General features: G+C 71.3%; 27 protein-coding genes. 11 read left to right on the forward strand and 16 right to left on the reverse strand.

What is annotated here, in order from left to right:
* Positions 1–48 precede the first annotated feature (48 nt).
* The 16 genes from AB0927_RS11890 to AB0927_RS11965 form a co-directional block, all read right to left on the reverse strand.
* A complete protein-coding gene (locus AB0927_RS11890) occupies positions 49–1,239 on the reverse strand; it encodes a hypothetical protein (RefSeq protein ID WP_366667421.1) in 1,191 nt (396 codons plus the stop codon).
* A complete protein-coding gene (locus tag AB0927_RS11895) occupies positions 1,236–1,694 on the reverse strand; it encodes a hypothetical protein (RefSeq protein WP_366667422.1) in 459 nt (152 codons plus the stop codon). Before AB0927_RS11895 ends, AB0927_RS11890 begins: the two co-directional genes overlap by 4 nt.
* A gap of 444 nt (positions 1,695–2,138) precedes the next feature.
* Positions 2,139–2,579, reverse strand: coding sequence for a hypothetical protein (locus AB0927_RS11900; RefSeq protein ID WP_366667423.1), 441 nt, complete (start codon positions 2,577–2,579; stop codon positions 2,139–2,141).
* 172 nt (positions 2,580–2,751) lie between these two features.
* A complete protein-coding gene (locus AB0927_RS11905; RefSeq protein WP_366667424.1) occupies positions 2,752–2,928 on the reverse strand; it encodes a hypothetical protein in 177 nt (58 codons plus the stop codon).
* Positions 2,929–3,307: 379 nt separating this feature from the next.
* Positions 3,308–3,853, reverse strand: a complete 546-nt coding sequence (locus AB0927_RS11910; RefSeq protein ID WP_366667425.1) for a hypothetical protein — start codon at positions 3,851–3,853, stop codon at positions 3,308–3,310.
* Positions 3,854–3,865: 12 nt separating this feature from the next.
* Positions 3,866–4,525, reverse strand: a complete 660-nt coding sequence (locus AB0927_RS11915; protein WP_366667426.1) for a hypothetical protein — start codon at positions 4,523–4,525, stop codon at positions 3,866–3,868.
* A gap of 165 nt (positions 4,526–4,690) precedes the next feature.
* Positions 4,691–5,620 (reverse strand): hypothetical protein, encoded by a 930-nt coding sequence (locus tag AB0927_RS11920; RefSeq protein WP_366667427.1) that lies wholly within the window; start codon positions 5,618–5,620, stop codon positions 4,691–4,693.
* Positions 5,610–6,176, reverse strand: coding sequence for a hypothetical protein (locus AB0927_RS11925; RefSeq protein ID WP_366667428.1), 567 nt, complete (start codon positions 6,174–6,176; stop codon positions 5,610–5,612). Before AB0927_RS11925 ends, AB0927_RS11920 begins: the two co-directional genes overlap by 11 nt.
* 297 nt (positions 6,177–6,473) lie before the next feature.
* Positions 6,474–7,988 (reverse strand): ATP-binding protein, encoded by a 1,515-nt coding sequence (locus AB0927_RS11930; RefSeq protein ID WP_366667429.1) that lies wholly within the window; start codon positions 7,986–7,988, stop codon positions 6,474–6,476.
* A 28-nt stretch (positions 7,989–8,016) separates the two neighbouring features.
* Positions 8,017–8,466, reverse strand: a complete 450-nt coding sequence (locus AB0927_RS11935) for a DUF6238 family protein (protein WP_366667430.1) — start codon at positions 8,464–8,466, stop codon at positions 8,017–8,019.
* Complete coding sequence (locus AB0927_RS11940) at positions 8,463–9,068, reverse strand: hypothetical protein (protein WP_366667431.1); 606 nt, start codon at positions 9,066–9,068, stop codon at positions 8,463–8,465. The genes AB0927_RS11935 and AB0927_RS11940 overlap by 4 nt, the downstream gene beginning before the upstream one ends.
* A gap of 9 nt (positions 9,069–9,077) precedes the next feature.
* Positions 9,078–10,550 carry an SCO6880 family protein gene (locus tag AB0927_RS11945; RefSeq protein WP_366667432.1) on the reverse strand — a complete coding sequence of 491 codons (1,473 nt, stop codon included), beginning with the start codon at positions 10,548–10,550 and terminating at the stop codon, positions 9,078–9,080.
* Between the two features lie 82 nt (positions 10,551–10,632).
* Positions 10,633–12,003, reverse strand: coding sequence for an ATP-binding protein (locus AB0927_RS11950; RefSeq protein ID WP_366667433.1), 1,371 nt, complete (start codon positions 12,001–12,003; stop codon positions 10,633–10,635).
* Between the two features lie 36 nt (positions 12,004–12,039).
* On the reverse strand, positions 12,040–12,732 hold the full coding sequence (locus tag AB0927_RS11955; RefSeq protein ID WP_366667434.1) for a hypothetical protein: 693 nt from the start codon (positions 12,730–12,732) through the stop codon (positions 12,040–12,042).
* Positions 12,732–13,046, reverse strand: a complete 315-nt coding sequence (locus AB0927_RS11960; protein WP_366667435.1) for a DUF6112 family protein — start codon at positions 13,044–13,046, stop codon at positions 12,732–12,734. Before AB0927_RS11960 ends, AB0927_RS11955 begins: the two co-directional genes overlap by 1 nt.
* 138 nt (positions 13,047–13,184) lie before the next feature.
* A complete protein-coding gene (locus AB0927_RS11965) occupies positions 13,185–14,300 on the reverse strand; it encodes a C40 family peptidase (RefSeq protein WP_366667436.1) in 1,116 nt (371 codons plus the stop codon).
* Positions 14,301–14,810: 510 nt separating this feature from the next.
* Here AB0927_RS11965 and AB0927_RS11970 point away from each other — a divergent pair.
* From AB0927_RS11970 to AB0927_RS12020, 11 genes are all read left to right on the forward strand, one after another.
* Positions 14,811–15,566: a site-specific DNA-methyltransferase gene (locus AB0927_RS11970; RefSeq protein WP_366667437.1), complete on the forward strand. Its 756-nt coding sequence runs from the start codon at positions 14,811–14,813 to the stop codon at positions 15,564–15,566.
* A 250-nt stretch (positions 15,567–15,816) separates the two neighbouring features.
* Entirely contained in the window at positions 15,817–16,368 is a 552-nt protein-coding gene (locus AB0927_RS11975) for a DUF4913 domain-containing protein (protein WP_366667598.1), read from the forward strand.
* Positions 16,365–16,850 carry a hypothetical protein gene (locus AB0927_RS11980; RefSeq protein WP_366667438.1) on the forward strand — a complete coding sequence of 162 codons (486 nt, stop codon included), beginning with the start codon at positions 16,365–16,367 and terminating at the stop codon, positions 16,848–16,850. Before AB0927_RS11975 ends, AB0927_RS11980 begins: the two co-directional genes overlap by 4 nt.
* 18 nt (positions 16,851–16,868) lie before the next feature.
* Complete coding sequence (locus AB0927_RS11985; RefSeq protein WP_366667439.1) at positions 16,869–17,567, forward strand: hypothetical protein; 699 nt, start codon at positions 16,869–16,871, stop codon at positions 17,565–17,567.
* 404 nt (positions 17,568–17,971) lie between these two features.
* Entirely contained in the window at positions 17,972–18,127 is a 156-nt protein-coding gene (locus tag AB0927_RS11990; RefSeq protein WP_366667440.1) for a hypothetical protein, read from the forward strand.
* Between the two features lie 132 nt (positions 18,128–18,259).
* A complete protein-coding gene (locus tag AB0927_RS11995; protein WP_366667441.1) occupies positions 18,260–18,739 on the forward strand; it encodes a hypothetical protein in 480 nt (159 codons plus the stop codon).
* Positions 18,736–19,179 carry a hypothetical protein gene (locus AB0927_RS12000; protein ID WP_366667442.1) on the forward strand — a complete coding sequence of 148 codons (444 nt, stop codon included), beginning with the start codon at positions 18,736–18,738 and terminating at the stop codon, positions 19,177–19,179. Before AB0927_RS11995 ends, AB0927_RS12000 begins: the two co-directional genes overlap by 4 nt.
* A gap of 10 nt (positions 19,180–19,189) precedes the next feature.
* Positions 19,190–19,597, forward strand: a complete 408-nt coding sequence (locus AB0927_RS12005) for a hypothetical protein (protein WP_366667443.1) — start codon at positions 19,190–19,192, stop codon at positions 19,595–19,597.
* Positions 19,598–19,639: 42 nt separating this feature from the next.
* Entirely contained in the window at positions 19,640–20,482 is an 843-nt protein-coding gene (locus AB0927_RS12010; protein WP_366667444.1) for a helix-turn-helix domain-containing protein, read from the forward strand.
* Positions 20,479–20,982: a regulator gene (locus AB0927_RS12015; RefSeq protein ID WP_366667445.1), complete on the forward strand. Its 504-nt coding sequence runs from the start codon at positions 20,479–20,481 to the stop codon at positions 20,980–20,982. The genes AB0927_RS12010 and AB0927_RS12015 overlap by 4 nt, the downstream gene beginning before the upstream one ends.
* Positions 20,979–22,214 carry an MFS transporter gene (locus AB0927_RS12020; RefSeq protein WP_366667446.1) on the forward strand — a complete coding sequence of 412 codons (1,236 nt, stop codon included), beginning with the start codon at positions 20,979–20,981 and terminating at the stop codon, positions 22,212–22,214. The genes AB0927_RS12015 and AB0927_RS12020 overlap by 4 nt, the downstream gene beginning before the upstream one ends.
* The last annotated feature ends 25 nt before the right edge of the window (positions 22,215–22,239 follow it).

The raw sequence follows: 22,239 nt of genomic DNA on the forward strand, positions 1-22,239 counted from the left end.
TGCCGAGGCCGGGGTGCAGTCGGGGACAACGGGGGGCTTTCTCGGGGTCTAGCGGTGGCGGGCGGTCGTGCTGGCGCGGGGTGGCGGCGTGGGCGGTGTGGTGTCCACGGCCGGGCGCGAGCGGGTGCGCAGCACCGGGGTGCGGTGCGGCGGCAGAACGGCGACGGTCGCGCCCAGGTCCTCGGCCGCCTCTTCGACCTCGTGGGTGAGGAACTCGATCTGCCGGCCCAGCGCTGTGAGGCGGGCGGCGATCTGACGGCCCTGCACGGTCTCCAAAGCGCTGGCGAACTGGCTGCTCGTCTCCAGGAGTTCCTGCAGGCGGACCATCGGACCGGCGGCGTAGCCGCGCTGGACGGCGCCGAGGAGAGCGTTCGCTGCGTCACCGGCACTGTGGCCTTCGACGACGTCGCGGATGAGGTCCTGCAGGGGCAGTTCCGGTGCCGGTGCCGGGCGGTTGAATCGGGAGACGTCCGCGCGCAGCACGCCGGGCGGGACCGGAGCGGGCAGGGCCTTGCCCGCCTCGTACTCGTGGGCGTAGTGCCCGATCACCTGCCAGCCCGGTACCCCCGGATCGCCGCGCAGCGCGACCACCGTCGAGTCGTCGTCCTCGACCAGGTAAGCGAGGGTGATCGGCTGCCCGTCGGCGGCGTACCACGACTCGGTCAGATCCAGCTCACCGCGCCGCTGCGCGGCCTGGGCCCTCTCGGTCCACATCTGCTGTTCCTCGTCGGTCAGCGGAGCCTTGTGGTGCTGGCCGTCGCGCTGGTCGACGAGGTTGCTGATGATGGAGCTGTGGTCCGCCCAGGCGGTGAGGTGGGGCCACAGGGCCGCGTGCTGAGTGCGTTCGGCCGGGGAGCCGGGGGCGGCCGGGTGGTCGAGGGCCCGGCGGATCTCGGCGGAGCAGGCAGCCAGGCCGTCCAGGACGGCCCGCCACCCGGCCAGGTGCCGGGCGGGTGGCAGCTCGTCGAGCACGAGGCGAGCGGCATCAAGGAGAGCCTCCGCGTGCGGGGCGAGGTAGATGGCGTATGCCTCCACCGCGGCCTTGTCGCGGTGGGCTCGTGCGGCTGCCGCGGCGCCCGCGTGGACGGTACGGCCGTAGCGGTCGCGTGTCATGTCGAGCGCGGTCTCGGTCTCGCAGTCGATGACCGCCATCCGCAAACGGAAGCCGCGTGCCAAATTGGCCAGTTCGGGATTTTTCGGCAAGGGGCCGTCGGGGGGCGGACTGCTCGCGGGTGTCATCGGGACCGCCCGCCGGTCGCGGCCGTCAGGTGGACGGTCGGAGCGTGCGCGGGCTTCGGCGGGCCCGGCCGGCCCGCCGGCGGGGACGTGGTGGGCGGTGCGGGGCGCTGCGTCGTCCGGCCGGCGGCGGCCTGGGCGAGACGGCTGCGGCGCTCCTGGATTCCGTTGGGCCGGACAGGGCGTGGCGGGCCGGCCGAGAGGGACGGGTCGAGGCGGATGTCGGCCTGCACGGTGTAGCCGTGGCGGCGCAGGTCGTGGACGGCTTGGCGGGTACGGCGGACTCCGTCGCGCTCGGGCTCGCTGAGCCGGTACAGACCGGGCTTTCCGGGAAGGGGCTCGAACTGCTCGCGCTTCAGGTACCAGTGGGCGAGGTGTGCGGGCATGGAGGAGGTGAAGGAGGCCACGAAGCCGTGTTCCTCGTGGTCGCCGAAGGCGAAGTGGGTGCCGGGTCGCAAGGGGGCGGGTTTCTCCTCGGGGCCGTGGGCGGAAGGATCAGGGGCCGCGGTGCGCGGGCCAGGCTGGCGCGGTGACGGGGCAGGGCCGGGCGGCGGTGGGGTGCGCGGATGCGGGCCGGACGCAAGAACGCTTGGCCGTCGGTGAGCCACGTCTCGATGGCTGACCACGCGCGTGCTCGGCGCTCGTTGCTGTGGCACGTCCCCGCCGTGGACGATCTCGTCGACCAGACCCTCGGCATCGATCACGGCGTCGGCCGGACGGGAGAGGGCTGCGGCATCGTCGGGCCACGGGCTGCTCGCGGGTCGGCACCGGTCCAGCAGCGTCGGGGCGTGGTCGACGACGGTCAGGAAACGATGCCAGGCGTGGTCTTCGCGCAGGCGGGGCGCGATGAGCACCGTGATCAGGGGTGCGGGCAAGGCAGGGTCTTCGATGAGCGGGGTGGTTCAGCGGCGAGCGGCGCTGCGCCGGGATGCGGTGCCGGATGCGGGCTGCGCGGGCCGGGCAGCCCGGCCGGGTTTGACCGCCGGTACCGGCAGGTGAAAAGCCCATCGAGCGGTGTGGTCGCTGAAGCGAGTACGCGGGTCGGTGTCCCAGCCGACGACCGGACCCCAGCCCGCCAGGAGCTGTACGCTGATGACTTCGATGCCCTTGGGGCGCAGGATATAGCCCCACGTCAACTCCTGGTCAACCGCCGTCCGTTCGGTGACGGTCATGCGGACCGGCGGGGAGCCGTCAGGTGTGATCAGGAAGTTGTCGAGGGCCCTGCTGGGCCACTGCTCACCGCCGGTGAGCGCGGTGACGATCGCGGGCGGTGCACCGTCGAGGAGATCGGTGCCCAGTTCGTCCCAGCCGATGGCCACATCGTCGATGAGGTGCCGGGCCATGGCGTCCACATCACGGTCGAAGCGGTGCTGGAAGGCGGCGAGGAGCAGAGGCAGTCTCTGACTCGGCTGGCCGTCGTAGTGGACGAAGATGCCGTCGTAGCCGTCGGTCGTGGGGCGGGCTAGGAAGGAGCTGGTCGACAGGGGGTGCCTCCTTCGTGAGGGGTTTGGGGGGTCAGCGGGCGCGCTTCGGACCGGGCGTGCCGGGCGGAGCCGCGGGAGGGTTGGGCGTTGTCCGGTCCTGGGGCGGTGCCGGCGGGGTGGGTGAGGGGTCGTATTCGGTGCGCAGGACCGTCAGGTCGGCCAGGTCGGCAAGGTCCAGTGGCGCCAGGACCTGACTGGCCGCGCTCATCAGCATCTTGGGCGGACTCCCCGGCTCCGCGGCGCGATTGCGGCCGCCCCATCGGGCGATGGCTACGAGGACCGCGCTCACCGCACTCAGCGCGGGCTGCGCGGCGTCCAGGAGGTGCTGGGTGACGGCGCTGACCTCGGCGGGTGTCTTCGCCGCGGTGAGGGCGGCGAGGTAGGGGGCGATGTCCGGTGTCGACAGCGGCTGTTCGGGCAGAGGGTGCTCGGCAAGGAACGGCTTCGCGTCCCGTTTCGCCCACCGCAGCAGGTCGTTGTGAGTGGCGATGCCGGAGCGTGCGGCGGCGATCTGGTCGGCGTCGCGGCCGACGTTGTCGTACAGATCGAAGTCGGGGTCTCTCAGGGGGACTCCTCGGGGAGAACGTTCAGCGAGGGCGGGCTGGGGATGCCGCCGGGGAGGGCGGGGCCGGCCTCGGGCCGGTTGGCACCGAGCGAGTGTCGGCGGCCTGCCGCAGGTGCTTCGCGGCGCGGGCCAGGTGTGCGCGGCTCTCGGCGAAGCGGACGACGAGTTGATCCAGCGCGGTGTAGTGAGCCCGGGCGCGGGCAGGGCCCGCCGGCTGGTGCGTGAGGTCGGTGAGGATCCCGAGGCAGTGGACCGCGGCGCCGAAAGCGGCGAGCGCGGCACCGGCGGGCTCGGCTGCCCGCGCGAGCGCGAGCGTCGTGCGGCGCTGGAGCACCGTGACCTGGGCCGGGTAACGGGCGGCGGCCCGCTGTCGCAAGGCGCTCTCCCCGGTGAGGTAGCCCAGGAGGCGGGTCAGGTGGCGTACTTCGTCGTCGAGGATCTCGCTGAGCCCGGGGTCGGCGCGGATCTGGTCGGGCAGGGGAAGCTGGTCGGCGATGGTGTTGAGACGGTCGGCCACGTCGTGCAGCAGCGCGCGTTGATCCGCGTCGGAGGGCAGGAGGCGATGCATGCGCGGCCCGTTCTATCGCCGTGCTGCGGACGTCGGCTGCCGCGCGCTGGCGGGCGTGCCGGGTGCCGGTGTCGGGCGGTGGATGCGGGTGCCGGTGGCGGCCTGGCGGAAGTCGACGCCGATGCCGTCGGCGGTGAGCCGTTGTACCACCTGCTGCAGCATTACGGCCCGCGTCTCGGGGCTGTAGGCGAGGGGCAGGACGAACGCCGCCTGGTGCGGGTCGTACTGGAAACGGGCTGCGAACAGGGTGGTGCGGGCCGCGGGGGGCACGCTCGCATACGGGGCGCCCACGACACCGTCCGGATACCAGACCAGGGTGAGTGACTCGCTGGCTTCTCGGGCGGCGGTCCGGTGCGGCGGGTCGGGCTCGTTGCGGGCGGCGCACCGGACTGCGTTGAGAGCTTTGGTGTAGAGGGGCAGCACCCGGCGCGTGACCTGGACGGCTGCGCGGATCGGGTCATCGGGTACGGAGATGCCGTGCGGTTCGATCGCGTGGCGGAAGTGGTGGGGCTTGGCTTCGGCGGGCTTGAGCGGAGCCACGAGGAACTGCCGGGTGTGACGGGGACGACGGGCGATCCACAACTGCTGGCTACCGGGGCCGTGAGCGAGCACGGCGTGATGGAGCGGCCAGTCCTGGGGTGCCGAGTGGGAGGGGCCCCAGTCCCAGATCACGTCGGCGAGTGGCCACTGGTCTTCGAACGCGGGGTACTGCTGGAGTTCGGTGTGCCACTGGCCGGGGAGACGCGCGGCAAGTTCGGCGGCGAACGAGATGGTGGTGTGCGCGGGCAGGCGGGTCCTCCTTGGCGAAGAATGAAACCGGATACGGGCACGACGGCGTCACCGTGCGCGCCGCGGCGCCGCTGGTGGGAGGCCAGGCGGGGCAGGCGCCGGCGTACGGGAAGGGCCGGCTGGAGGCCGTGGCGTTGCAGGCACTGGGGACAGGGCCCGCATCCGGTCTTCGGCCACGTCCAGGACTTCGACGAGCTTGCGGATGTCCGCTGCGGCGTCGGCGAGGTCGTACGACAGGTCGAATCCGTCGTCATCCTCGGATTCCTTGGCCTTCTCCGCTGCTGCTTCGACGAAGTCGGCGAGCCGTTCCAGAAGACCGGTGTTCGGGTCCGCGATCTGGTGCAGGAGGGCGGCGGCGTCCGTATACGACTGGGATCCGTTGAGCTGGTCGGTCAGGGCGAGGATGGCGTCACCGTAGGCGGAGGCGGAGGCGGGGTCGGTGGTGTTGGGGATGGCGGGGGCCTTGGGTGTGTGGTGCGTCGTCGTGTCCGTGAGCGTGGGCGGGTTTGCGGTGGGCGAGAGGCGATGTGGCAGCAGCCCGAGCTGGGCGAGGCGGTGGTCGATCGCCTCGATCAGGGGTTGGACGCTGCCGCCGTGGCGGGCTTCTGGTTGCTCGGGGCCACCCGGGTAGGCGGCAGGAGCTGAGTCGTAGATGCGTTCGGACAGGCTTGACCGGTCGCTGATGCGCTCACGGGTCACGATCCAGCCCTCGGGGTCTCCGGGCGGGCGGTCGGAGGGCGGCTCCTGCGGCGGACCGATGATCAGGCAGCTGTCGTCAGGGAGTGAGACGCGCACGATGTAGGCGCTGAGGCCGAACTCAATGTCGCATGGCAGTCCGCGCGCCCGCAGCGGGGTGGTGATGTGCGCGTGGCGACGCCACAGCTCCTGCCACCACGGCATGTTCACGTCGCGGTGGTCGGGAAGCGGCGCGGGTGGAGCCGCGCGGGCGTCGGTGGGTTTCGCGTCGTCAGTGGCCACGGCTTTTCCTGCGGGACGCCGGTCGGTGTGGCGGTGGCGTTCGGCGAGCGAGGTCGGTTTCCGGCTTCGGAACTGGACTGAAGTCGAGTTCGTACTCGTCGTAGGCGGCGATCAGGTCGTGTTCCAGCTGGGCTTCGCGGTCGGCGAGCTGTGCCATGAGGTCGTCGTGCTCGGCCTGGCACTGCTGGTATTCGGCCCAGTCGGCGTCGCTGAAATGAGCGGTGCGGTTCAGAGCATTCCTTGGGGATGTGGGTGGATCGGGCTCCGGGCAGGCGCGGTCAGTGGTGGCGACCGCCCGGCCTGGTGGCGGAGGGGCTGGCGGGCTTTCCTGACGGATGAGCGTCGCGAGGAAGCGTTGGAAGCCGAGGTGGTCGTCAAGTTCCTTGTCCGCGTCGCGAAGTGATTCCGCGGTGTGCCGCAGGAAGGCGCGGGCTGAGGCGTGATCGATGACCAGGCGATTCGCGAGGTAGTGCCGGTCGGTCGGGTTGGCAGACCGGGGCAGGGCCACGGCACACTTCGCGGTCTCGGTGAAGTGCGGTGCTGCGTGGCTCGACATGGTCGCCGCAGTGCCGAGATGCTTCAGAACGGTGCTGTCGGCGCGGGTGGTGTGGTGTGGACTCCGGGCAAAGTCAGCGGCGAGCCGGAGGACATCGTGTGCGTCGGTGGCGTGCTGGAGCAGCGCGGTGTAGGAAGGCGCGGCCGGTACGTGACTGTACTCGTCCAGCAGCTCCTACTGCTGGGCAGCGTTGAGTAGTTTGTCCTTCATCGCGTTGAGGGCGCCGATAAGCTGGAGCACGTCGTCGCTCGGTATCAGGTCGCGTTGGAGGTCGGGCTTCACGGGCCTCTTGATCTCTCAGTGCATACGGGCGTCGGTGTCGAAGAGCGCTAGTTCGTGGCTGTGCAGGAGGTGCTGCACGATGAAGCTCCGACCTGCGACTTTCCACAAGCCGCGTCCTCGGTTGAGGTGCGCGATGGCGTCCATCTCGACGGAGGTCAGGCCGAGCAGGGAGGCCGCGGCGCGGAGCTGGTCGGTCTCCTGGCGGTAGATGATCCGGGTGCTGCAGTCGGCGAGGAGTCCTTCCGCCAGGGCCCGGCCTTGTGATCCGGCGTCGCCTGCGGTGAGCAAGTCGCTGAGCCGGTGGATCACCATGAGGTTGGCGATGCCGAGACCGCGGGAGAGCTTCCACTGGGCCTGCATCCGCTGGAGCAGGCCGACGTGTCTCATGAGGCGCCACGCCTCGTCGTAGACGATCCAGCGTCGCCCGCCGCCGGGGTCGGAGAGGGCGGATTCCATCCAAGCAGAGGCGCAGGTCATCGCGAGGACGAGGGCGGTGTCGTCACCGGAGCCGCCGAGGCGGGACAAGTCGATGGTGAGCATCGGCGCGTTCGGGTCGAAGCTCACGGTGGAGGGGGCGTCGAACATGCCGGCCAGGTCACCGTGGACCAGGCGCCGCATGGCGTGGGCCAGGTCGCGGGCGGCGTCGCCGAGTTGGCCCGACATCATCCCGGCGGCCTCGACCAGCGCGTGGGGGTTGTTGAGGGTGGCGGCGATGTCGACGAGGAGCGGGGTGCGGTGCATCTCAGCTGCGCGGATGACGACGGCGTCGAGAGCGACGTCCAAGGCGGTGTGCTCCATGGGCATCAGGTCCCGGCCCAGGACGGTGCGGGCAAGGGAGCCGAGCAGGAGCAGGCGTCGTTTGCGGACCTCCCCGACCCAGTCGGCCTCGGACACGCTCTCCGGCCGCGGGGCCGCGTCCAGGGGATTCAGACGTCCGGGCAGTCCGGGACCGAGGGCAACGGACCGGCCCCCGAGGGCTTCCGCGACCGGCGTCCACTCGCCCTTCGGGTCGCACGGAACGTAGACCCGGTATCCGAAAGCGACCGATCGCAGCGCGAAGGACTTGGCCAGCGCGCTCTTGCCCTGGCCGATCACGCCGGCGAGCAACAGGTTCGGGTTCGTGAATCCCTCGACGCGGCCGTACAGCGCGAAGGGATCGAAGACGAACGACGCTTCCGCGTGGACGTCGCGGCCGATGTAGATGCCCTCGGCGCCGAGTCCGCCTTCGGCGAGGAAGGGATAGGCGCCGGCCGCGACCGCGGTGGTCATGCGGTGGGCGGGCACCTTCAGCCGGTTCCCGCGCGCGGAGGCAGGCCCGGGGCGTCCGCCCGCTGGGTAGAGCGCGGCGGGCATCTGGTGCTCGGCGGCCGTGCTGTCGCTCTGGTGGGTGCTGGCTTCGGCGCGGGCTTTGGCGATGGCCTCGGCGAGCTGGCGGCGGGCGGCCTTGCGGCTGGCGCGGTCGGTGCCGTGGGGGGTGAACAGCGGGCTGGCGGACGCGCGGCGGGCGCGACGGGCGGGCCGGTGGCTCATCGGAGGCCCTCGATTCTGCGGGTGGTGCTCATCGCACGCAGGCCGTGGTGTGCGGGCGGAGGTCGGTGGGGGTGGTCTTGCGGCGGACGATGTGGCCCGCGGCGAGGTGGCGCTGGCAGATGGTGAGGAAGGGCGGTCCTTCCGGGAGCTGCTCGGGACGGCATTTTGTGGAGTCCGTGTGTGCGACCGGCAGGAGGTGGAAGGCCGTGTGGATCTCGTTGGTGGCCTGCCATAGTCGGGTGTGCGCTTCGGCAAGGTGGCGGCCCGCTCCGGGATAGGGGGGCCGCGCTGCCTCGGCCAACTGGTCCAGGAGCTGGTGCAGTTGGACGCAGTGGGCGTGGAGCGTGTCGAGGTGGGTGCGGTCCACAGGTCTCGGCTGTGGCGAACGGCTCAGGGCCCGGGTGTGGTGGCGGATTCCGGCGGTGGCGGCCCGCAGGTAGGGATGTGAGGTGGTTTCAGCGGGACGTGGCTGGGTCAATGAGGTGTCCTTGCCGCCGAGGAGGCGGGAGTGGGGGCCGGTGGCATGGCGGTGACGGGAGCGGCAAACCGGGCGGCGGAGGGCAGCGTGGTGTCGGGCGGGGACGCAGCGGTTCGTTGTTCGCTGCGGAGGTCGGCGAAGTGGCCGCGTGTCGGGAGGCCCGGGTGACTCTGTTCCGGCAGGTAGACGATGTCCACGCCCGTGCTCTGGTACCACTCGTGCCAGCTCGGAAGGCCGGCCAGGACCAGGGCGGCGTCGTTGAGGCTGGTCGCGTTGACGACGAAGGTCGTCGGGGCTTCGCCGTCGTGTCGCTCACGACCGGCGAAGGTGAGGGCGAACGCCCGGGGCGCTGTCGGGCCGACGAGGGTGGTGAGGCGGTCGATGACGGTGTCGAGGTGGTCGCTGGCCTCGACGGCGGTCTTGATCCGGACCTTGTCGTAGTCGTCGGCCTGGTCCTCGAACACGTAGCCGTCGGGATCGCGGTAGGGGGCGAGGAGGGTCTGGTGGCGGGCGGTCAGCTCCTGGCAGGAGGAGAGCAGGCTCCGCAGCTCGTGTACCAGGTGGTCGTGTTCGGTGATGGGTATCAGCGGATGTCCCGGCAATCGGAAGGCTTACAGAGTCGTGCGGGCGAGGGGGAGCGCTGCGACAGTGAAGGCATCGGGCTGCTGGAAGAGCAGGCGCCGCAGGTCGACTCCGGCGGTGACGGCGGCGGTCTCGATCTGTGCACAGGCGGCGTCCAGGGCCGCGTCGGTGTCGGCGGTGACAGTGACCAGACCGGTCAGGGCCACGTCCGCGTGCCCGGCGATGAGCTGGCGCTCCCGCGTCTTGACGTCGGCGTACTCGACGGAGTCTTCCTCGCTGTCGACCTGCCCCCGGCGGGCCCTCTCGGTGGCGTCGGCGATGATCGCCGCCTTCTTCCGCTGGACATCCCGCAGCGCGGACTCAAGCCCCTGCGGCGCATATATAAGAGAGAGGCTGCGCCGCACGCCGGCCGTGAACATAATCCCGTGCAGGAAGCCGGCCCCCATTTCAATGCGCGGCCAGTTCTCCACCCAGTACGTCGCGTGCCGTGCGCTGTCGGTGGCGAGACGGTCGATCTCCTCGACCTGGACAACGGGGCCAGCGGCTGCGGGGTCGGCTTCGGCACGGCCGGTCTCGGACCACTGCTGGAGTGCGGCGAGCGCGTTGGGGTCGTAGGCGGTGCGGATGACGGCGGCGATCTCCCGCGCGCTCAGCCACCCGGTGACCTGGAGGCCGGCGCTGCGGGCAGCTTGGGCGATGGACGCGGTCGTCTGCTCCATGACGGTGAACGCCCCGGGTAGACCCCCGCTGGCCTGGCTGATCAGACGCCGGGCGGCCCTGAGGTCGAGGGAGATGGCGAGGTAGGTCTCGTGCGGGGCGGCGGCGGGACCGGCCGAAGCGACCAGCTCGGAGTAGATCTGCCCGGCGACCGGGGCCTGGGGCTGGCCGTTCTGTGTCCAGTGGCGGGTGAGGGTGTCGCCGCTGTCGGGGACGGTGCGCTCCAGCACCTGCACGGTGGCGACGTGCCCCGTGCGGGCGATGCCGGCAAGCGCGCGCCCCCAGGCCGTGACGTTGTGGTTCTGGGTGGCGGGGTCGAGGAGGGCGAAGGCGCGGCCGGAGACGCGGGCGATGGCGGTCAGGGTCTGTTGGTGCGGGTCGTGGATGGCTGCTGCGCCGTTGGCGGAGTCGCCGGGCGTGACGACCTTGAGGGAGGCGGCGGCGCCCGGCAGGTGGAGCAGCCCGTTCTGCCGGGGTCGGGTGACGGGCCGGGCGAGCCAGAGCGTCTGGCCGGTGCGGCGGCGGTGCGCGTACCGGGTGACGATCGGCGCCCAGTCGATGAGGGAGCGGCCGTGCCGACGGATCGCGACGAGTGCACCAGAGGCGGCCCACAGCGGTGTCAGGGTGATGGCACCGAGCAGTCCGGTGGAGATCACCGTCATCAGCAGCAGGGCCAGCGTGCAGGAGAGGAGGATGAGTTGGGGCAGGGAGAGGCCGAGGAGGATGCCGCGGCGCGACCGGTGCGGAAACTTCACCGTGACCGGGGCGACGGAGAGATCAGTCAAGGGGCGGGTCCTGGAGGGCGCGGGTGGAACCCGGGGGCGGGAGGGAGCGTGCACGTCCCGCCCCCGGGGGTCGGTCAGGGGATCAGAGGCCGGTCGGAGGCGGCGGCGGCCCGCTCGCCCCGCTGGACGGGGCGTCCAGCGTGCCGGAGGACGGCGGTGCGCCCTGCGGCGGCGGGGTTGTGATCGGAGGGGTGGACTGCCAACCGCCGCTCTGCCCTGATGCGGCACTCGTGCCGGATCCGCCAGGTCCCGGGCTGCCTCCCGCCTGGCCGCTGGTGTCGCTGGACACCCTGGTCGGCGCGGGCTGGACGGCCTTCTCCAAACCTGATTTGACCGCGTCGCCTCCGGGCGAGGCACCCGTTCCGTCGCTCTGCGAGCTTTCCTTGCCCTCGGCGCCTCCGCCGGTCGGGTTGGCGGCGACGTCGCCGGGGAAGCCTCCGCCGTCGGGGCCTTGGGGTGCGGCACCTGCGCCGGCAGCGGCGCCACCGGTTCCGGCGGTGGCTGCGGCAGCGGCGACCTTGCGGGCGGCCTTCTCGGCGTGGGCCCGAGCGATCTGTGCACCGGATCCGCCGGCACGGTGGATGGATTCGCCGTCGGTGCCGTCGGCCGCCCAGTGCACGAACTTGAAGACCGCGTACGGGCACAGCAGCACCAGGATCATGATCACGATGCCGGACATGACGTCAGCCAGGGCGGCGGTGCCGTCCTTGGCCTCGGTCTTGCCCATGGCGGCGATGCCGAGTACGAAGATCACGGTCATCAGGAGCTTGGAGACCACGAGGGTGGCGGTGGCTTCGATCCAGCCCTTGCGCCAGCGCCGGGCGACTTCCCAGCCGCCGCCGGCGGACGCGAAGACGGCGAGGGTGACCATGACGAGGATGCCGACCTTGCGGACCATCATTACGCACCAGTAGAGGAAGGCGCCGATGGCCGCGCCGAGCCCGGCGACGACCGCGACGAGCCAGCCGAGTCCGGACAGCGATCCGATCTGGCTGACCTTCACGATGCGGCGCACGGCGGTCTCGATGTTCAGGTGTGCGGTCTTGAACAGGCCATCGGAGACGGCGTCGACGACGTCGACGGCCACCGTGGTCAGGGCGATGGCGCAGAAGGCGAACAGGACGCCGCTCATGGTGCCGGTGAACGCCTGTGTCAGCGCTTGCCCGTCGCGCCGGATGGCGGCCCGGACCAGCTGTGCGCAGAGTGCGGCGACCAGCAGGACCAGGCCCAGTGGCAGCAGCATCTCGTAGTTGTCACGGAACCATCCGGCGTTCAGATCCACCTTCGTGGTGGTGTCGACCGCCTCGGCGGCCAGATCGGCTGCGGCGGCGGCCAGTTCACCGGCGGACTTCGCCATCCAGTCACCGATGGCCTTGCCGGGGTCGGATGCGAAATCCACCGCGTCACCGGCCGCGCACAACTTGTCGGCCAGGGGGTAATCACAGAAACCCACGGGGAGTTGCTCCTCCTTTCCTGTCTCAGGCGCGGGTCACTGCGTGACGCTCGGAGCGATGGCGGCCAGGGTGCAGTCGTGGTCCGGGCGGCACTGGACGGCGAGGGTCACGGCCCGGTCCTCGGCCCCTGAGCCGCCCTTCTTCCAGCTCAGCGTCTGCTTGCCGTTGACGGTGACGACGTAGATGTACGCCTCGGTGATCGCGGAGGGGTCCTCGGCCAGGGCCTGCTTGAACGCGCCGGGGTAGTGGCCCTCGGTGACGTGGGCGGTTGCGTGCTGGTCCTGGTCGGCCATCCTCGACCACAGGACCGGGTCGGGAACCTGGCCGGAGACCGAGGCCCAGTCGGCGTACTTGGTCTCGGTGGTCATCCAGGCGCGCATGCCGGCGAGCTGCTGGTCGCGGCTGGTGTCACGGGTGTCGTAGGACCACAGCATCCGGGCCGCTGACTTGGCGTAGGCGACCGGCTCGGAGATCTGCGGCGGCTTGGGCACCGACCCGGATCCGGAGGCAGGCTTCGGTGCGGCCTCGGAGGAGGACGGGCTGCTGGCCGGGGCAGGCGCCGCAGTATCCGGAGCCGGGTGGCTGTTCCCGCCTCCGGTCAGCAGGGCGACGACCCCGGCGATGGCGAGCAGGACGGCGACGGCGGCGGCGACGATCGCGATGCGCCGGTTCGCCGACCACCCCGTGCCGTACGAGGACAGTGAGAGGGAGGGGGATCGTTTCCGCATCAATGGACCTGCGAGCCCAGGCCGGAGAAGAAGGTCACGATGCCGTTCGCGGCACCCAGACCGAGGGCGGCACCGGCGGCGATCACAGCGCCCTTCTTCCCGTTGGCCTCGGCCTGGTGGCCCCCGGTGTGGTGGCCCCAGGCCCAGACGCCGAGCGAGACGGCGAGGGCGCCGACGACGGCGATGATCCCGAACATGTTGATCGAGTTGACGACGTTCTTCAGCACGCTCAGGCCGGGCAGGCCACCCCCCTTGGGCGAGATTCCTGGGTCGTAAGCGAGCTGGATGACGCGGTCTGCGAGAAGGACGGACATAGGGGTGGTGGGGCTCCTTGCATACGCGGGCCCAGCGGGGGCCGGCGGGGAAGGCGAAAGCGGAAGGGGAGGTGCGCGCAGGGCGCGGAAGCGGCCGCGGGGCCGGGCCGCCCGGGGCGATGCCGGGCGGGTGCGGCGTCAGAGGACGCGGCGGGCGGCGAGGATCGTCCAGTCCTTGATCGGGGTGATCCGGACCGGCTTGGTGGTGCGCGGCGCCTCGATGACGAGGCCCTCGCCCATGTACATGCCGACGTGCTCGGGCCGTGTGGCGCTACCGCGGCTGAAGATCAGGTCACCGGGCTTGAGATGGGCGGGAGGGACTGCCTTGCCCTCGTGGACCTGCGTGTACGTGGTGCGCGTGAGCGTGACGCCGGCGTGCGCGTACGCCTGCTGCATCAGAGAGCTGCAGTCGCAGCGGCCCATGGGGTCGGGACCGTGCGCGTTCGTGCAGGATCCGCCCCACTGGTAGAGCGTGCCGAGCTGCTGCATCGCCCAGGCGATGGCCTTACGGGCCTTCGGATCCGCGTCCTTGGGGATCGCGTAGCCCTTCGGGACGCTCCCCTCGGGGATGCGGCCGAACCCGAAACCGTCCGCGCAGCCGGTCGCACTGGTCGACGGCTCCTTGTCCGCGCCCTTGCCGCCCGCGTCACCGCCGCCCGGGAAGGTCTTGGCGATGGCGGCCTGCAACGCGGTGGCCAACTGCTCCCACTGCGCGTATGCGTCCGGCAGGCCGGACTTCTGGACGGCTTGGGCGGCCTGGGTGACGGTCATCTGCTGCCACCCGCTCACCTTCAGCAAGTGCTTGTAGAACTGCTCGCTCGCGTAGGTGGGGTCGCGGATCTGCTCGGCGCTGCCCCAGCCCTGGGAGGGACGCTGCTGGAACAGACCGAGGGAGTCGCGGTCGCCGTAGGCGAGGTTGCGCAGTCGGCTCTCCTGCATCGCCGTGGCGAGCGCGATGATCTGTCCCTTCTTGGGGACGTCGAGGGAGAGGCCGGCGGCCACGATCGTCTGGGCGTTGGGGACCTGCTCGGCGGGCAGGTCCAGGCCCTCGACGTGCACGTCCTTGCCGGACGCGCCGTCGAGGATCTTGGTTACCTGCTCGGCGACCTTGTCGCTGTCGATGTCGCTCAGGCAGCTGGTGAAGGAACTGCTGCTCTGCACGGCGTCGGCCGAGGAGGCCAGCATCATGCCGATGCCGGCGATCAGGATCGGGGAGAGGAAGACGACGCCGATGCCGGCGGCGGGCCCCTTCAATCCGAGCGGACCGCTCGCCGGTCAGCGGACATGGGTGGGTAGTGAGACGTCATGAACGTGTCCTTGGGGGTGCGGTGTCCGGTGTGCCGCGTGCGCGAGGCGTTTCGGAAGGGCGCGGCGGCCGGGGTGGGCGATCGGAGGCGGGCCGGTGCGGGGCGAGTTGCCGCTCGCTCCGTGCGGCCGGGCCGGTGAGCTAGGCGTGCCAGGGCAGGGGGTACCTCCGTGAGGTGTGGCGTGGGAGTAGCCAGCGGCGGTGTGCGCCGGGCGGTTCAAAAACAGTAGGCGCGGATCGGCGGTTGACCAAAAAGTCGGCGTGAGGTGCCGGAAACCGATACCTCGGCAGGGCACTTCTTGGTCGTCGGCGGTTTCGCCTCTACAGTTTTTGGATTCCCCCTCGCCCTCCTCGGTCTGCGGCCCTGGGCTTCTGCATGCCCACTTCCGGCCCGCGAGGACTCCTGCGCGAGGCGGTTCTTTCCCTCCGCGTTTCCGCACCCGAATCGGGGTTCATCTTTGCCTTTTTCCCTGCACCAGGGCGACGCTCTGGCCGTTCTCTCCGGCCTTCCGGACGGCTGCGTCGACTCCGTCATCACCGACCCGCCGTACAACAGCGGCGGCCGGACCGCGAAGGAGCGCACCACGCGCTCCGCGAAGCAGAAGTACACCTCTGCCGACGCCAAGAACGACCTCGCCGACTTCACCGGCGAGAACATGGACCAGCGCTCCTACGGTTTCTGGCTGACGCAGATCATGACCGAAGCGCACCGCCTGACGAAGACCGGTGGGACCGCGCTGCTGTTCACCGACTGGCGTCAGCTCCCGACCACCACGGACGCGATCCAGGCGGCCGGATGGCTGTGGCGCGGTGTCCTGGCCTGGCACAAGCCGCAGGCCAGGCCCCAGAAGGGCCGGTTCACCCAGAACTGTGAGTTCATCGTCTGGGCCAGTAAGGGGCCGATCGACGGCTCCCGGAACCCGGTCTATCTGCCTGGCATGTACTCGGCGTCGCAGCCGTCGGGTGCGAAGCGCCAGCACATTACGCAGAAGCCGGTCGAGGTGATGCGCGAGCTGGTCAAGATCAGCCCCGAGGGCGGCACGGTCCTCGACTTCTGCGCCGGCTCCGGCTCCACGGGCGTTGCCGCCCTGCTGGAAGGCCGGGACTTCATCGGCGTGGAGAAGACCGAGCACTACGCGTCGATCGCGGCCGACCGGCTCACCGAGACGATCCGCGCGACCCTCACGCAGGACGACGTGGTTCTCACCGCCTGAGCCGCGTCCTTGCCCGCCGCCAAGGCGACCAGCCCTCACGCGCAGCCGTCGGCGAATACCGCCGGAGCACCATGCAATTCGCCGGCGGCGCCGCGCAAGGACGCCCCCGCATTTCCCTCATTCCGCGTCTCGTAGGAGGCCGAACTTCTCAATGCCCGAATCCGTAAAACCTTCTGGCGATGGAGAGTTGGAGCCGATTCGTATCCCGGATCCGCAGCTGGAGGGAATCGAAGCGAGCGTGCGGCGGCTCATGGAGCAGTCGGCGCAACAGGCCCAGCAACTCGACCACCTCGCGTCCGCCCCAGCGCCGGGCGGAGCGCCGTTCGCCGCGTTCGGCATGCCGGGACTCGGCGGCCCGCCGGCCGCCGCTCCACCCGAGCCCCGCCCGATCCTGGAACTGGACGGAGAGGAACGCGAGGACGAACTCGACGCGCTGTCCGACTGGGTCGACGACTTCTTCCTCCCGGTCTACGGAGCAGAGGTCACCACCGCAGCGCCCTGGTGCCTGCAATGGCAGGAGCACGACGACGTCGTGGCCTGGCTCCATGCCCTGTGGCTCGCCTACCAGCACCACAAGGACCCCGAATCCGGGCTCTCCGGTCTGTTCGTGTGGCACCGGGACTTCCTCACCCACGCCGTCGCGGCGATCCGCGCACCGGGCGGACCGCTGTCGGCCTGCATGACCTCTCCTGACCGGCCCGCACACCGTCTCCTGCCCGGCCCGCCGCCCTCCGTGCGTACGGAGACAGCGGCCACGGCACAAGCCGCAGGGCCCGCCGAGCCGGACGAGTCGACGTCATGACCGCGGGGCAGGGACAGCCCGCATTCGCACTGAGTTTCGACCCCCGGGCGCTGACTGATCTCCTCCAGGCCCCCAGCGACATCCGCGACCTCACCCTCGCCTACCTGCAGGAAGTCGTGAACGCGCAGCGCTTCGGGCTACGCCTCGACGGCGACCTGGAGGGCTTCAGGAAGCTGTTCGTCGACGCGCGCAAGGACTGGCGAGTCGTCTACGCCGTCCGCCCGGCGCCCGCGGAATCCGCCCACCACAAGGAGATCCACGTCGTCGCGATCCGGCCGCGCGCGGGCAACGACGTCTACGACGAGGTCGGCCGCAGACTGGGCATGACTCGCCGGCCGCTGAGCGCCCGCACCCACGCGGCACGCTCCCGTTCCCCGCAGCTGACCACCCGCGCGCCCGTTCCCCGGCCCGCTCCGCCGCCCACCGCGACGCCAGGTCTGCCCCGTCCCGCACCGAACCCCGCGCACCACCCCACTCGCTGAACGCACGGAGCGCCGCCTATGCCCCCTGAACTCGCGCCGACACCCGCCCGGCGCGCGGTCTCCCCGCTCGACCATCGCCTCGAAGCCGCCACCGGGCACGACATCGACACCCTGTGGGCCTACCCCGACCGCGGCGTTCTCGACGAGCAGCACGCCCAACTGGTGGACCGGCACAGGGAACTGGCCAAGACCCAGACTGGCGTCACCTTCTACCTGTGCCTCCTCAACCGCCTTTCCAGCGGTGAGTTCGACGTCGACGGCTCCCTGCTCACGCGCATCGACCGCACCGCGGACCAGCTGGAAAAGGCTGCCGACGCGCGGGACGCCGCTGCCCGCGCGGTGCTCGCCGCCCTGGAACCCATCGAAGCCGCAGCAGCGTCCACCGCGCCCGACCCGCAGCAGCTCTCAACAGACGACCAGGCGGCGCTGCTCGCCATCGCCGGCGGCGCCAAGCTCTACGAACACCTGCTGACCGGCCGGATGTCCGTCACAGCCGCCTCCGGCACCCGCATCCCCCACGCCAAGCTACGGCGACTGGAGGACGCCGGCCTGGTCGCCCGTGACACCGCCCACCCCGTACACGCAGGCCAGCCGGTCGCGCTCACCGACGCCGGACGCACTGCGCTGTTCGCCGCCCGCCGGAGCCCCACGGCGCAGGCGCCGAAGGTCCCAGCTCGACCCGGCACATCGCCGTCCACTCCGGCGCAGCGGCGCTGAATTCCCCCGAAAAGCTCTTGTTGTCTCCCACTGAACCGGCGCCGCTTTGGAAGTCCATCCCCCAAGTCGACTTCGATCTGGACGACCTCGACGCTGACGAGGAGAAGTACCTCGGCTTCGGTGGGCGAGGCCCTGCAGTGGCGCGACGACCGGCTTGCCGGCGAGGCCGGCTCTCTCCCGCCGGTACGTCCCGGCAGCCGCCCGGCCGGTGTGGCGAAGGCCCCTGCTCCGCGCCCGCCCGGGCCGTTGGCGCTGAGCGCTCAGCCCGACGTGGGTGGCGCAACATAGCCGACGATCGCCGGTTGGCCAAACCGGCGATTCTCCGGACTCTTATACAGCCGGCGGGACAACCCCCGCGGCGCCCTTCCGCACATTCCCCACGCCTTTTCGGAGGTTTCTTCCGCATGCGCTCCACCCGAATGGCCATATCCGCGGCGATGCTCGGCGCACTCGCGCTGCCGGTGCTGTCCGCCACCACTGCCAGCGCGGCACCGACCGGCGTCAAGGGTTGGGTCTCCGGCACGTACGTCTACCGCGACGTCCGTATGTGCCTGGGCTGACCGGACTTCAGCACGTCCCGGCAAGCGGCTGATCCGCCGGGTACGGGCGCCCCGGGCATTCCCCCCATGCATCGGCCCGGGCGCCCCTCATAGTCCCCAAGGGATTGGCCTTTCCAGAACAGGAGATCCCCTTTGTCTGACGGCATATCCGAGGATTCTGCGGATGTCGTGGGTGTACTCACGGAACGGATCGAAGCGTGCTTCGGCATGGGCATGGACCAGTTGAAGGCCGCGGTCGCCGCTGCGCCGACCGCGAATCCTGACGCCACCGACGTCGTCAAGTGGCACGGCCTTCTCGTCGAGGCCCAGTTGGTGCTGGAGCGCGCGGAGGACGACCTCCTCGCCGCGCTGCAGACCCAGCCCAGCGAGGTCGACGACCCGACGATGGGCCTCGCCCAGCGGGTGAACGCTGCCGTCACCGCCCGCGACGGCCGGGCCCTGGTCGTGCGATGGCTCCTCGACCCGGACCTTCCGGCGAAGAAGGACCTCGCCGCAGAGCGCCTCGCCCGCCGGCCCCGCACAGGGCCGGCGGTGCAGACCAGCGCCCCCAACCGGCCCGCGGGTACAGCCGCACCGGCGACGGCGTGGCGATCGGCAAGGGCCGCCCGATGAGCCGGGACAAGGCCAGCACCATGGACGCCGACCTGCAGAAGATCTTCGGGAAGCCGGTGCCCGACCTGTATGAGGCGGCTGCCGGCCACGATGCCTCGCCCGCGCTCGCCCGTGCCCTGGAACTGCGGTCCTTCCTGGCGCTCACCGAGGAGCAGGTCGCCCGCGTCCGCGACCGCGTCCACGCCGACATGGATCCGGGCCGCGACATGGGCGAACTGTCGGCGGACAAGCTCCGCTTCGACGCGCAGTGGCTGGATGCCGCACTGGAGGCCCGCGACGGCTACCGCGCCGCCCTCGGCGAGCTGCTGCGCACCATGCCCCCGCCCGCCCAGCAGGCCCGGCCCCTCCGCACGGCACAGCTCAGGGCCACCGCAGCCCTGCCCCCGTCTGCCGCTCCGGCACCCCAGCGTGCCGGGGCGGCCCGGGCCCGCCGACCGTGAAAGCCCCCGATTGCTCCACCCCACGTCCACCGACATAGCCGGACGGATCGAGGACCTGTACGGCGCACCGCTCGCCGACCTCGAAGCCCACGCCCAGGACCAGCCGCCCGGCATGCTCTCCGCCCTGCTCGGCATGCACGACGACCTCGCCCTCGCCGAGCGCAGCATCGACTTCCACCGCGACCACCTCGCCCGGCTCATCCACCCCGAACGGCAGATCGGCCCGCACGAGGTCTCCCACCTCCTCGACGGTGCGCGCCGCCTCGCCGAAGCCGTCGCCGTCCGCGAGGTCCAGGTCAAAACGGTCGCCGCCGTCCTGCAGAGCCTGGCCCGCGTCCCGGCCCCGACCCCGCCGACTCCCTCGCCGCCTGCTCCGGCTCCGCCTCTTGCGGCCCCGAGTCCGGCGCACAGCCGCTGACCGCAGGCGATCCCCCCTTTCCTTCACCCAGGAGTTCCTCCCTTGGCCATCACCGCTCTGCCCCCTGGCACTGACGCCGACATCGCCCGGGTCACCGAGGCCCTCGCCATGATCACCCCGCGCTGGAATGTGAGGATCCTCCTTGCCCTCTCCGGCCCGCCGCTGCGCTACAGCGAGCTGGCGGCCAAGGTGTCCTGGCTGCAGAACGGCCAGCTTCACCCCAAGCTCAAGGTGCTGTGCGACGCCGGACTCGTCGAACGCACCGAACACACCGCACGGCATGTGACCTACGGCCACACCGAACGTGGCGCTGCGCTGCTGCCGGTCCTGCCGTTGATCGTTACCTGGGCCGAGGAACATCTGGAGAACGCGGACGGCCCGCTGGCCGCGATCGAGCAGATCGAGGACAGCCTCACCCTGCTCACCCGGCGCCATGCCGCCGCCATCCTATGGGCGCTGAGGTCCCGCCAGGAGGTCAGCGGCCGGGCTCTGGCCCGGATCGTGATGCCCAGCAGCGACTGGACCAACATCTACCCGCCGCTGCGCCAGCTTGTCGCCGACGGCCTGGTCGACACCGACGGCATCGGCCGGCCCTACCGGCTGTCTGCGGCCGGCGACGGCCTGGGCCCCGTGCTCGGCACCCTGTCCGCATGGTCCGCCGGGCAGCCCCTCGAACAGGCGGCCCAGCACCCGGTCTGGGGCCACCCGCAGGCGGAGCCCGCGCCGAGGCAGTGGCTCAGCAGCCAGTCACGGCCGGCCCCCACGGCACTCCCACCCGCCCGGATACCCCAGTCCTCTCCGGCCTGGCACAACGGTGATCTCTTCTCGCACGCCACGACCGCCCGCCCGCAGGCAGCCATCCCGGCGGGAGGCCCGCGCCGATGAACAGCCCCTTCACTGCTGCCGAAGTGCGCCACGCTGTCGAACTGCTCGCCTCGCGCCCCCTGGTCCGCCTGGTCACCGAGATCGACGACAACGGCGCCATACCGCCGCGACGACTGGCCGGCATCCTGCCCGACCTCTCCACGCACCAACTGGGCAGTGCGTCTGGCATGGCCCGCGCTCACGGTCTCATCCGGACCGCGCCCGGCACCGGTCTGGAACTGACCGAGCCCGGGACGGAGTTGGCCGACGTGTACGACGCGATGGCCCGCTGGGCCCGGCGTCACGCCGTCCCGGCCCCCGTCTGCGAGTTCAGCAGCCGCATCCGACACGTCCTCGGCCTGTTGGCACCATCGCTCACCACCGAGCGAGTCGGCGGTCCCTCCCCGCGGACCGGCGACAAGGCCGAGGCGGGCCTGGCCCATTGCCGCATGCTCCTGAGCCAGTGGCTGGCCGACAATCCCCAGGTGGCCAGGGTGTCTGAGCCTGAGCCGGTCGCGTGAGCGCAGCGGTCACACCCCGGTACGCACGCCACACCGGCGGGCTGATGCGCAGCGTCTACCTGCCGCGCACGGCGGACGCGTTGGCGTTCGCGATGTCCACCTACGGCGTCCCGTTGCTCGTCCTGGCCACGACGCGCTCCGCCGCGCTGACGGGCGCCGCCTTCGCCCTGGAGTGGATCCCGCGGCTGGCTGCGGTCGGGTGGGCCGGATCGCTCGTTGACCGGCGCGGTGCCGCGGCGGTCTTCCACCTGGCCTCCCTGGGCCGGGCGCTGGCCCTCGCCGTCGGCGCGGTTCTGCTCCACTTCCGCCCGTCCGGCACCGTGGCGAGCGCGACCGTGATGGTGCTGGCGGCGACGACCGGCGTGCTCACCGAGTTCAGCTATATCGCGGCCGAGACCGCGGGCGCCGCCGCCGGACGCCGAGCAGGACGGCGGGCCCACCGTGTCCAGGCCGTCCTGCTCGGCATCGACCAGACAGCGACCCTGGCCGGTCCGGCGCTCGCCGGAGTGCTCCTGCTCGCTGGCCCGCCGACGATGCTCGCGGTGATCACCATGCTCTCGCTGCTTGCCGCGCTGCTCGCCCTGCGCACCCCTCCCTCACCCGTGACACCGGCCCATGCACCAAAGGGACAGTCCGGCGCCGGACTGCTCACGGGGTGGCGCACCATCCGATCGCTGCCCGCGCTCGGCTGGCTCGTGACCGGGCTGACCCTGTCCAACCTGGCCACCGGCCTGCTCCAGGCGGCCGGCCCCGTGATCGTCGTCCAGCACTTCGGGCAGTCCACCACCGCAGTCGGCCTGGTCTGGTCCACCGCTGCCGCAGCGACGCTCCTCAGCGTCACGCTCTGCCGGTTCACGCTCGACCGCCTCGGCCTGTGGCCGGTCGGCGCCACCTGCGCCGCCCTCGCCTCCCTCGGCTGTCTCGCCGCTGCCCAGGCCCCCGACTACCGGTCCTACCTCGTCCTGGTCGCGGTCCTCATGGCGGGCGAAGGCGGCATGACGGCCGTCCTGCGCACCCTGCGCTCCCGCCTGATCCCTCCGGAGAAATTCGGCAGCACCCTGTCGGCGACCATCCTCATCCTCCTGCTGCCCTTCCCCGTCGCCGGCGTGCTCACCGCCCTCACCCCGACCGACGCACTGGGCCACGTCATCACTATCTGCGCCGCGCTGCAGGCCCTCGGCCTGTTCTGTGCCTTCGCCCGCCTGCGAACCGATCCCGCCCTGCGCACCTGACCCCGCTGCACCCCCAGTTTGTGGA

This window comes from Streptomyces sp. NPDC048106 (assembly GCF_040706415.1).
Taxonomy (GTDB): domain Bacteria; phylum Actinomycetota; class Actinomycetes; order Streptomycetales; family Streptomycetaceae; genus Streptomyces.

Bases quoted from the DNA above. Each gene is read 5' to 3' on its own strand.
- AB0927_RS11980 (WP_366667438.1), top strand. From the start codon at position 16,365: ATGACCGCGGGGCAGGGACAGCCCGCATTCGCACTGAGTTTCGACCCC.
- AB0927_RS11960 (WP_366667435.1), bottom strand. From the start codon at position 13,046: ATGTCCGTCCTTCTCGCAGACCGCGTCATCCAGCTCGCTTACGACCCA.
- AB0927_RS11985 (WP_366667439.1), top strand. From the start codon at position 16,869: ATGCCCCCTGAACTCGCGCCGACACCCGCCCGGCGCGCGGTCTCCCCG.
- AB0927_RS11890 (WP_366667421.1), bottom strand. From the start codon at position 1,239: ATGACACCCGCGAGCAGTCCGCCCCCCGACGGCCCCTTGCCGAAAAAT.
- AB0927_RS11910 (WP_366667425.1), bottom strand. From the start codon at position 3,853: ATGCATCGCCTCCTGCCCTCCGACGCGGATCAACGCGCGCTGCTGCAC.
- AB0927_RS11990 (WP_366667440.1), top strand. From the start codon at position 17,972: ATGCGCTCCACCCGAATGGCCATATCCGCGGCGATGCTCGGCGCACTC.
- AB0927_RS12000 (WP_366667442.1), top strand. From the start codon at position 18,736: ATGAGCCGGGACAAGGCCAGCACCATGGACGCCGACCTGCAGAAGATC.
- AB0927_RS12015 (WP_366667445.1), top strand. From the start codon at position 20,479: ATGAACAGCCCCTTCACTGCTGCCGAAGTGCGCCACGCTGTCGAACTG.
- AB0927_RS11930 (WP_366667429.1), bottom strand. From the start codon at position 7,988: ATGAGCCACCGGCCCGCCCGTCGCGCCCGCCGCGCGTCCGCCAGCCCG.
- AB0927_RS11955 (WP_366667434.1), bottom strand. From the start codon at position 12,732: ATGCGGAAACGATCCCCCTCCCTCTCACTGTCCTCGTACGGCACGGGG.
- AB0927_RS11925 (WP_366667428.1), bottom strand. From the start codon at position 6,176: ATGTCGAGCCACGCAGCACCGCACTTCACCGAGACCGCGAAGTGTGCC.
- AB0927_RS11905 (WP_366667424.1), bottom strand. From the start codon at position 2,928: ATGAGCGCGGCCAGTCAGGTCCTGGCGCCACTGGACCTTGCCGACCTG.
- AB0927_RS11900 (WP_366667423.1), bottom strand. From the start codon at position 2,579: ATGGCCCGGCACCTCATCGACGATGTGGCCATCGGCTGGGACGAACTG.
- AB0927_RS11975 (WP_366667598.1), top strand. From the start codon at position 15,817: ATGGAGCAGTCGGCGCAACAGGCCCAGCAACTCGACCACCTCGCGTCC.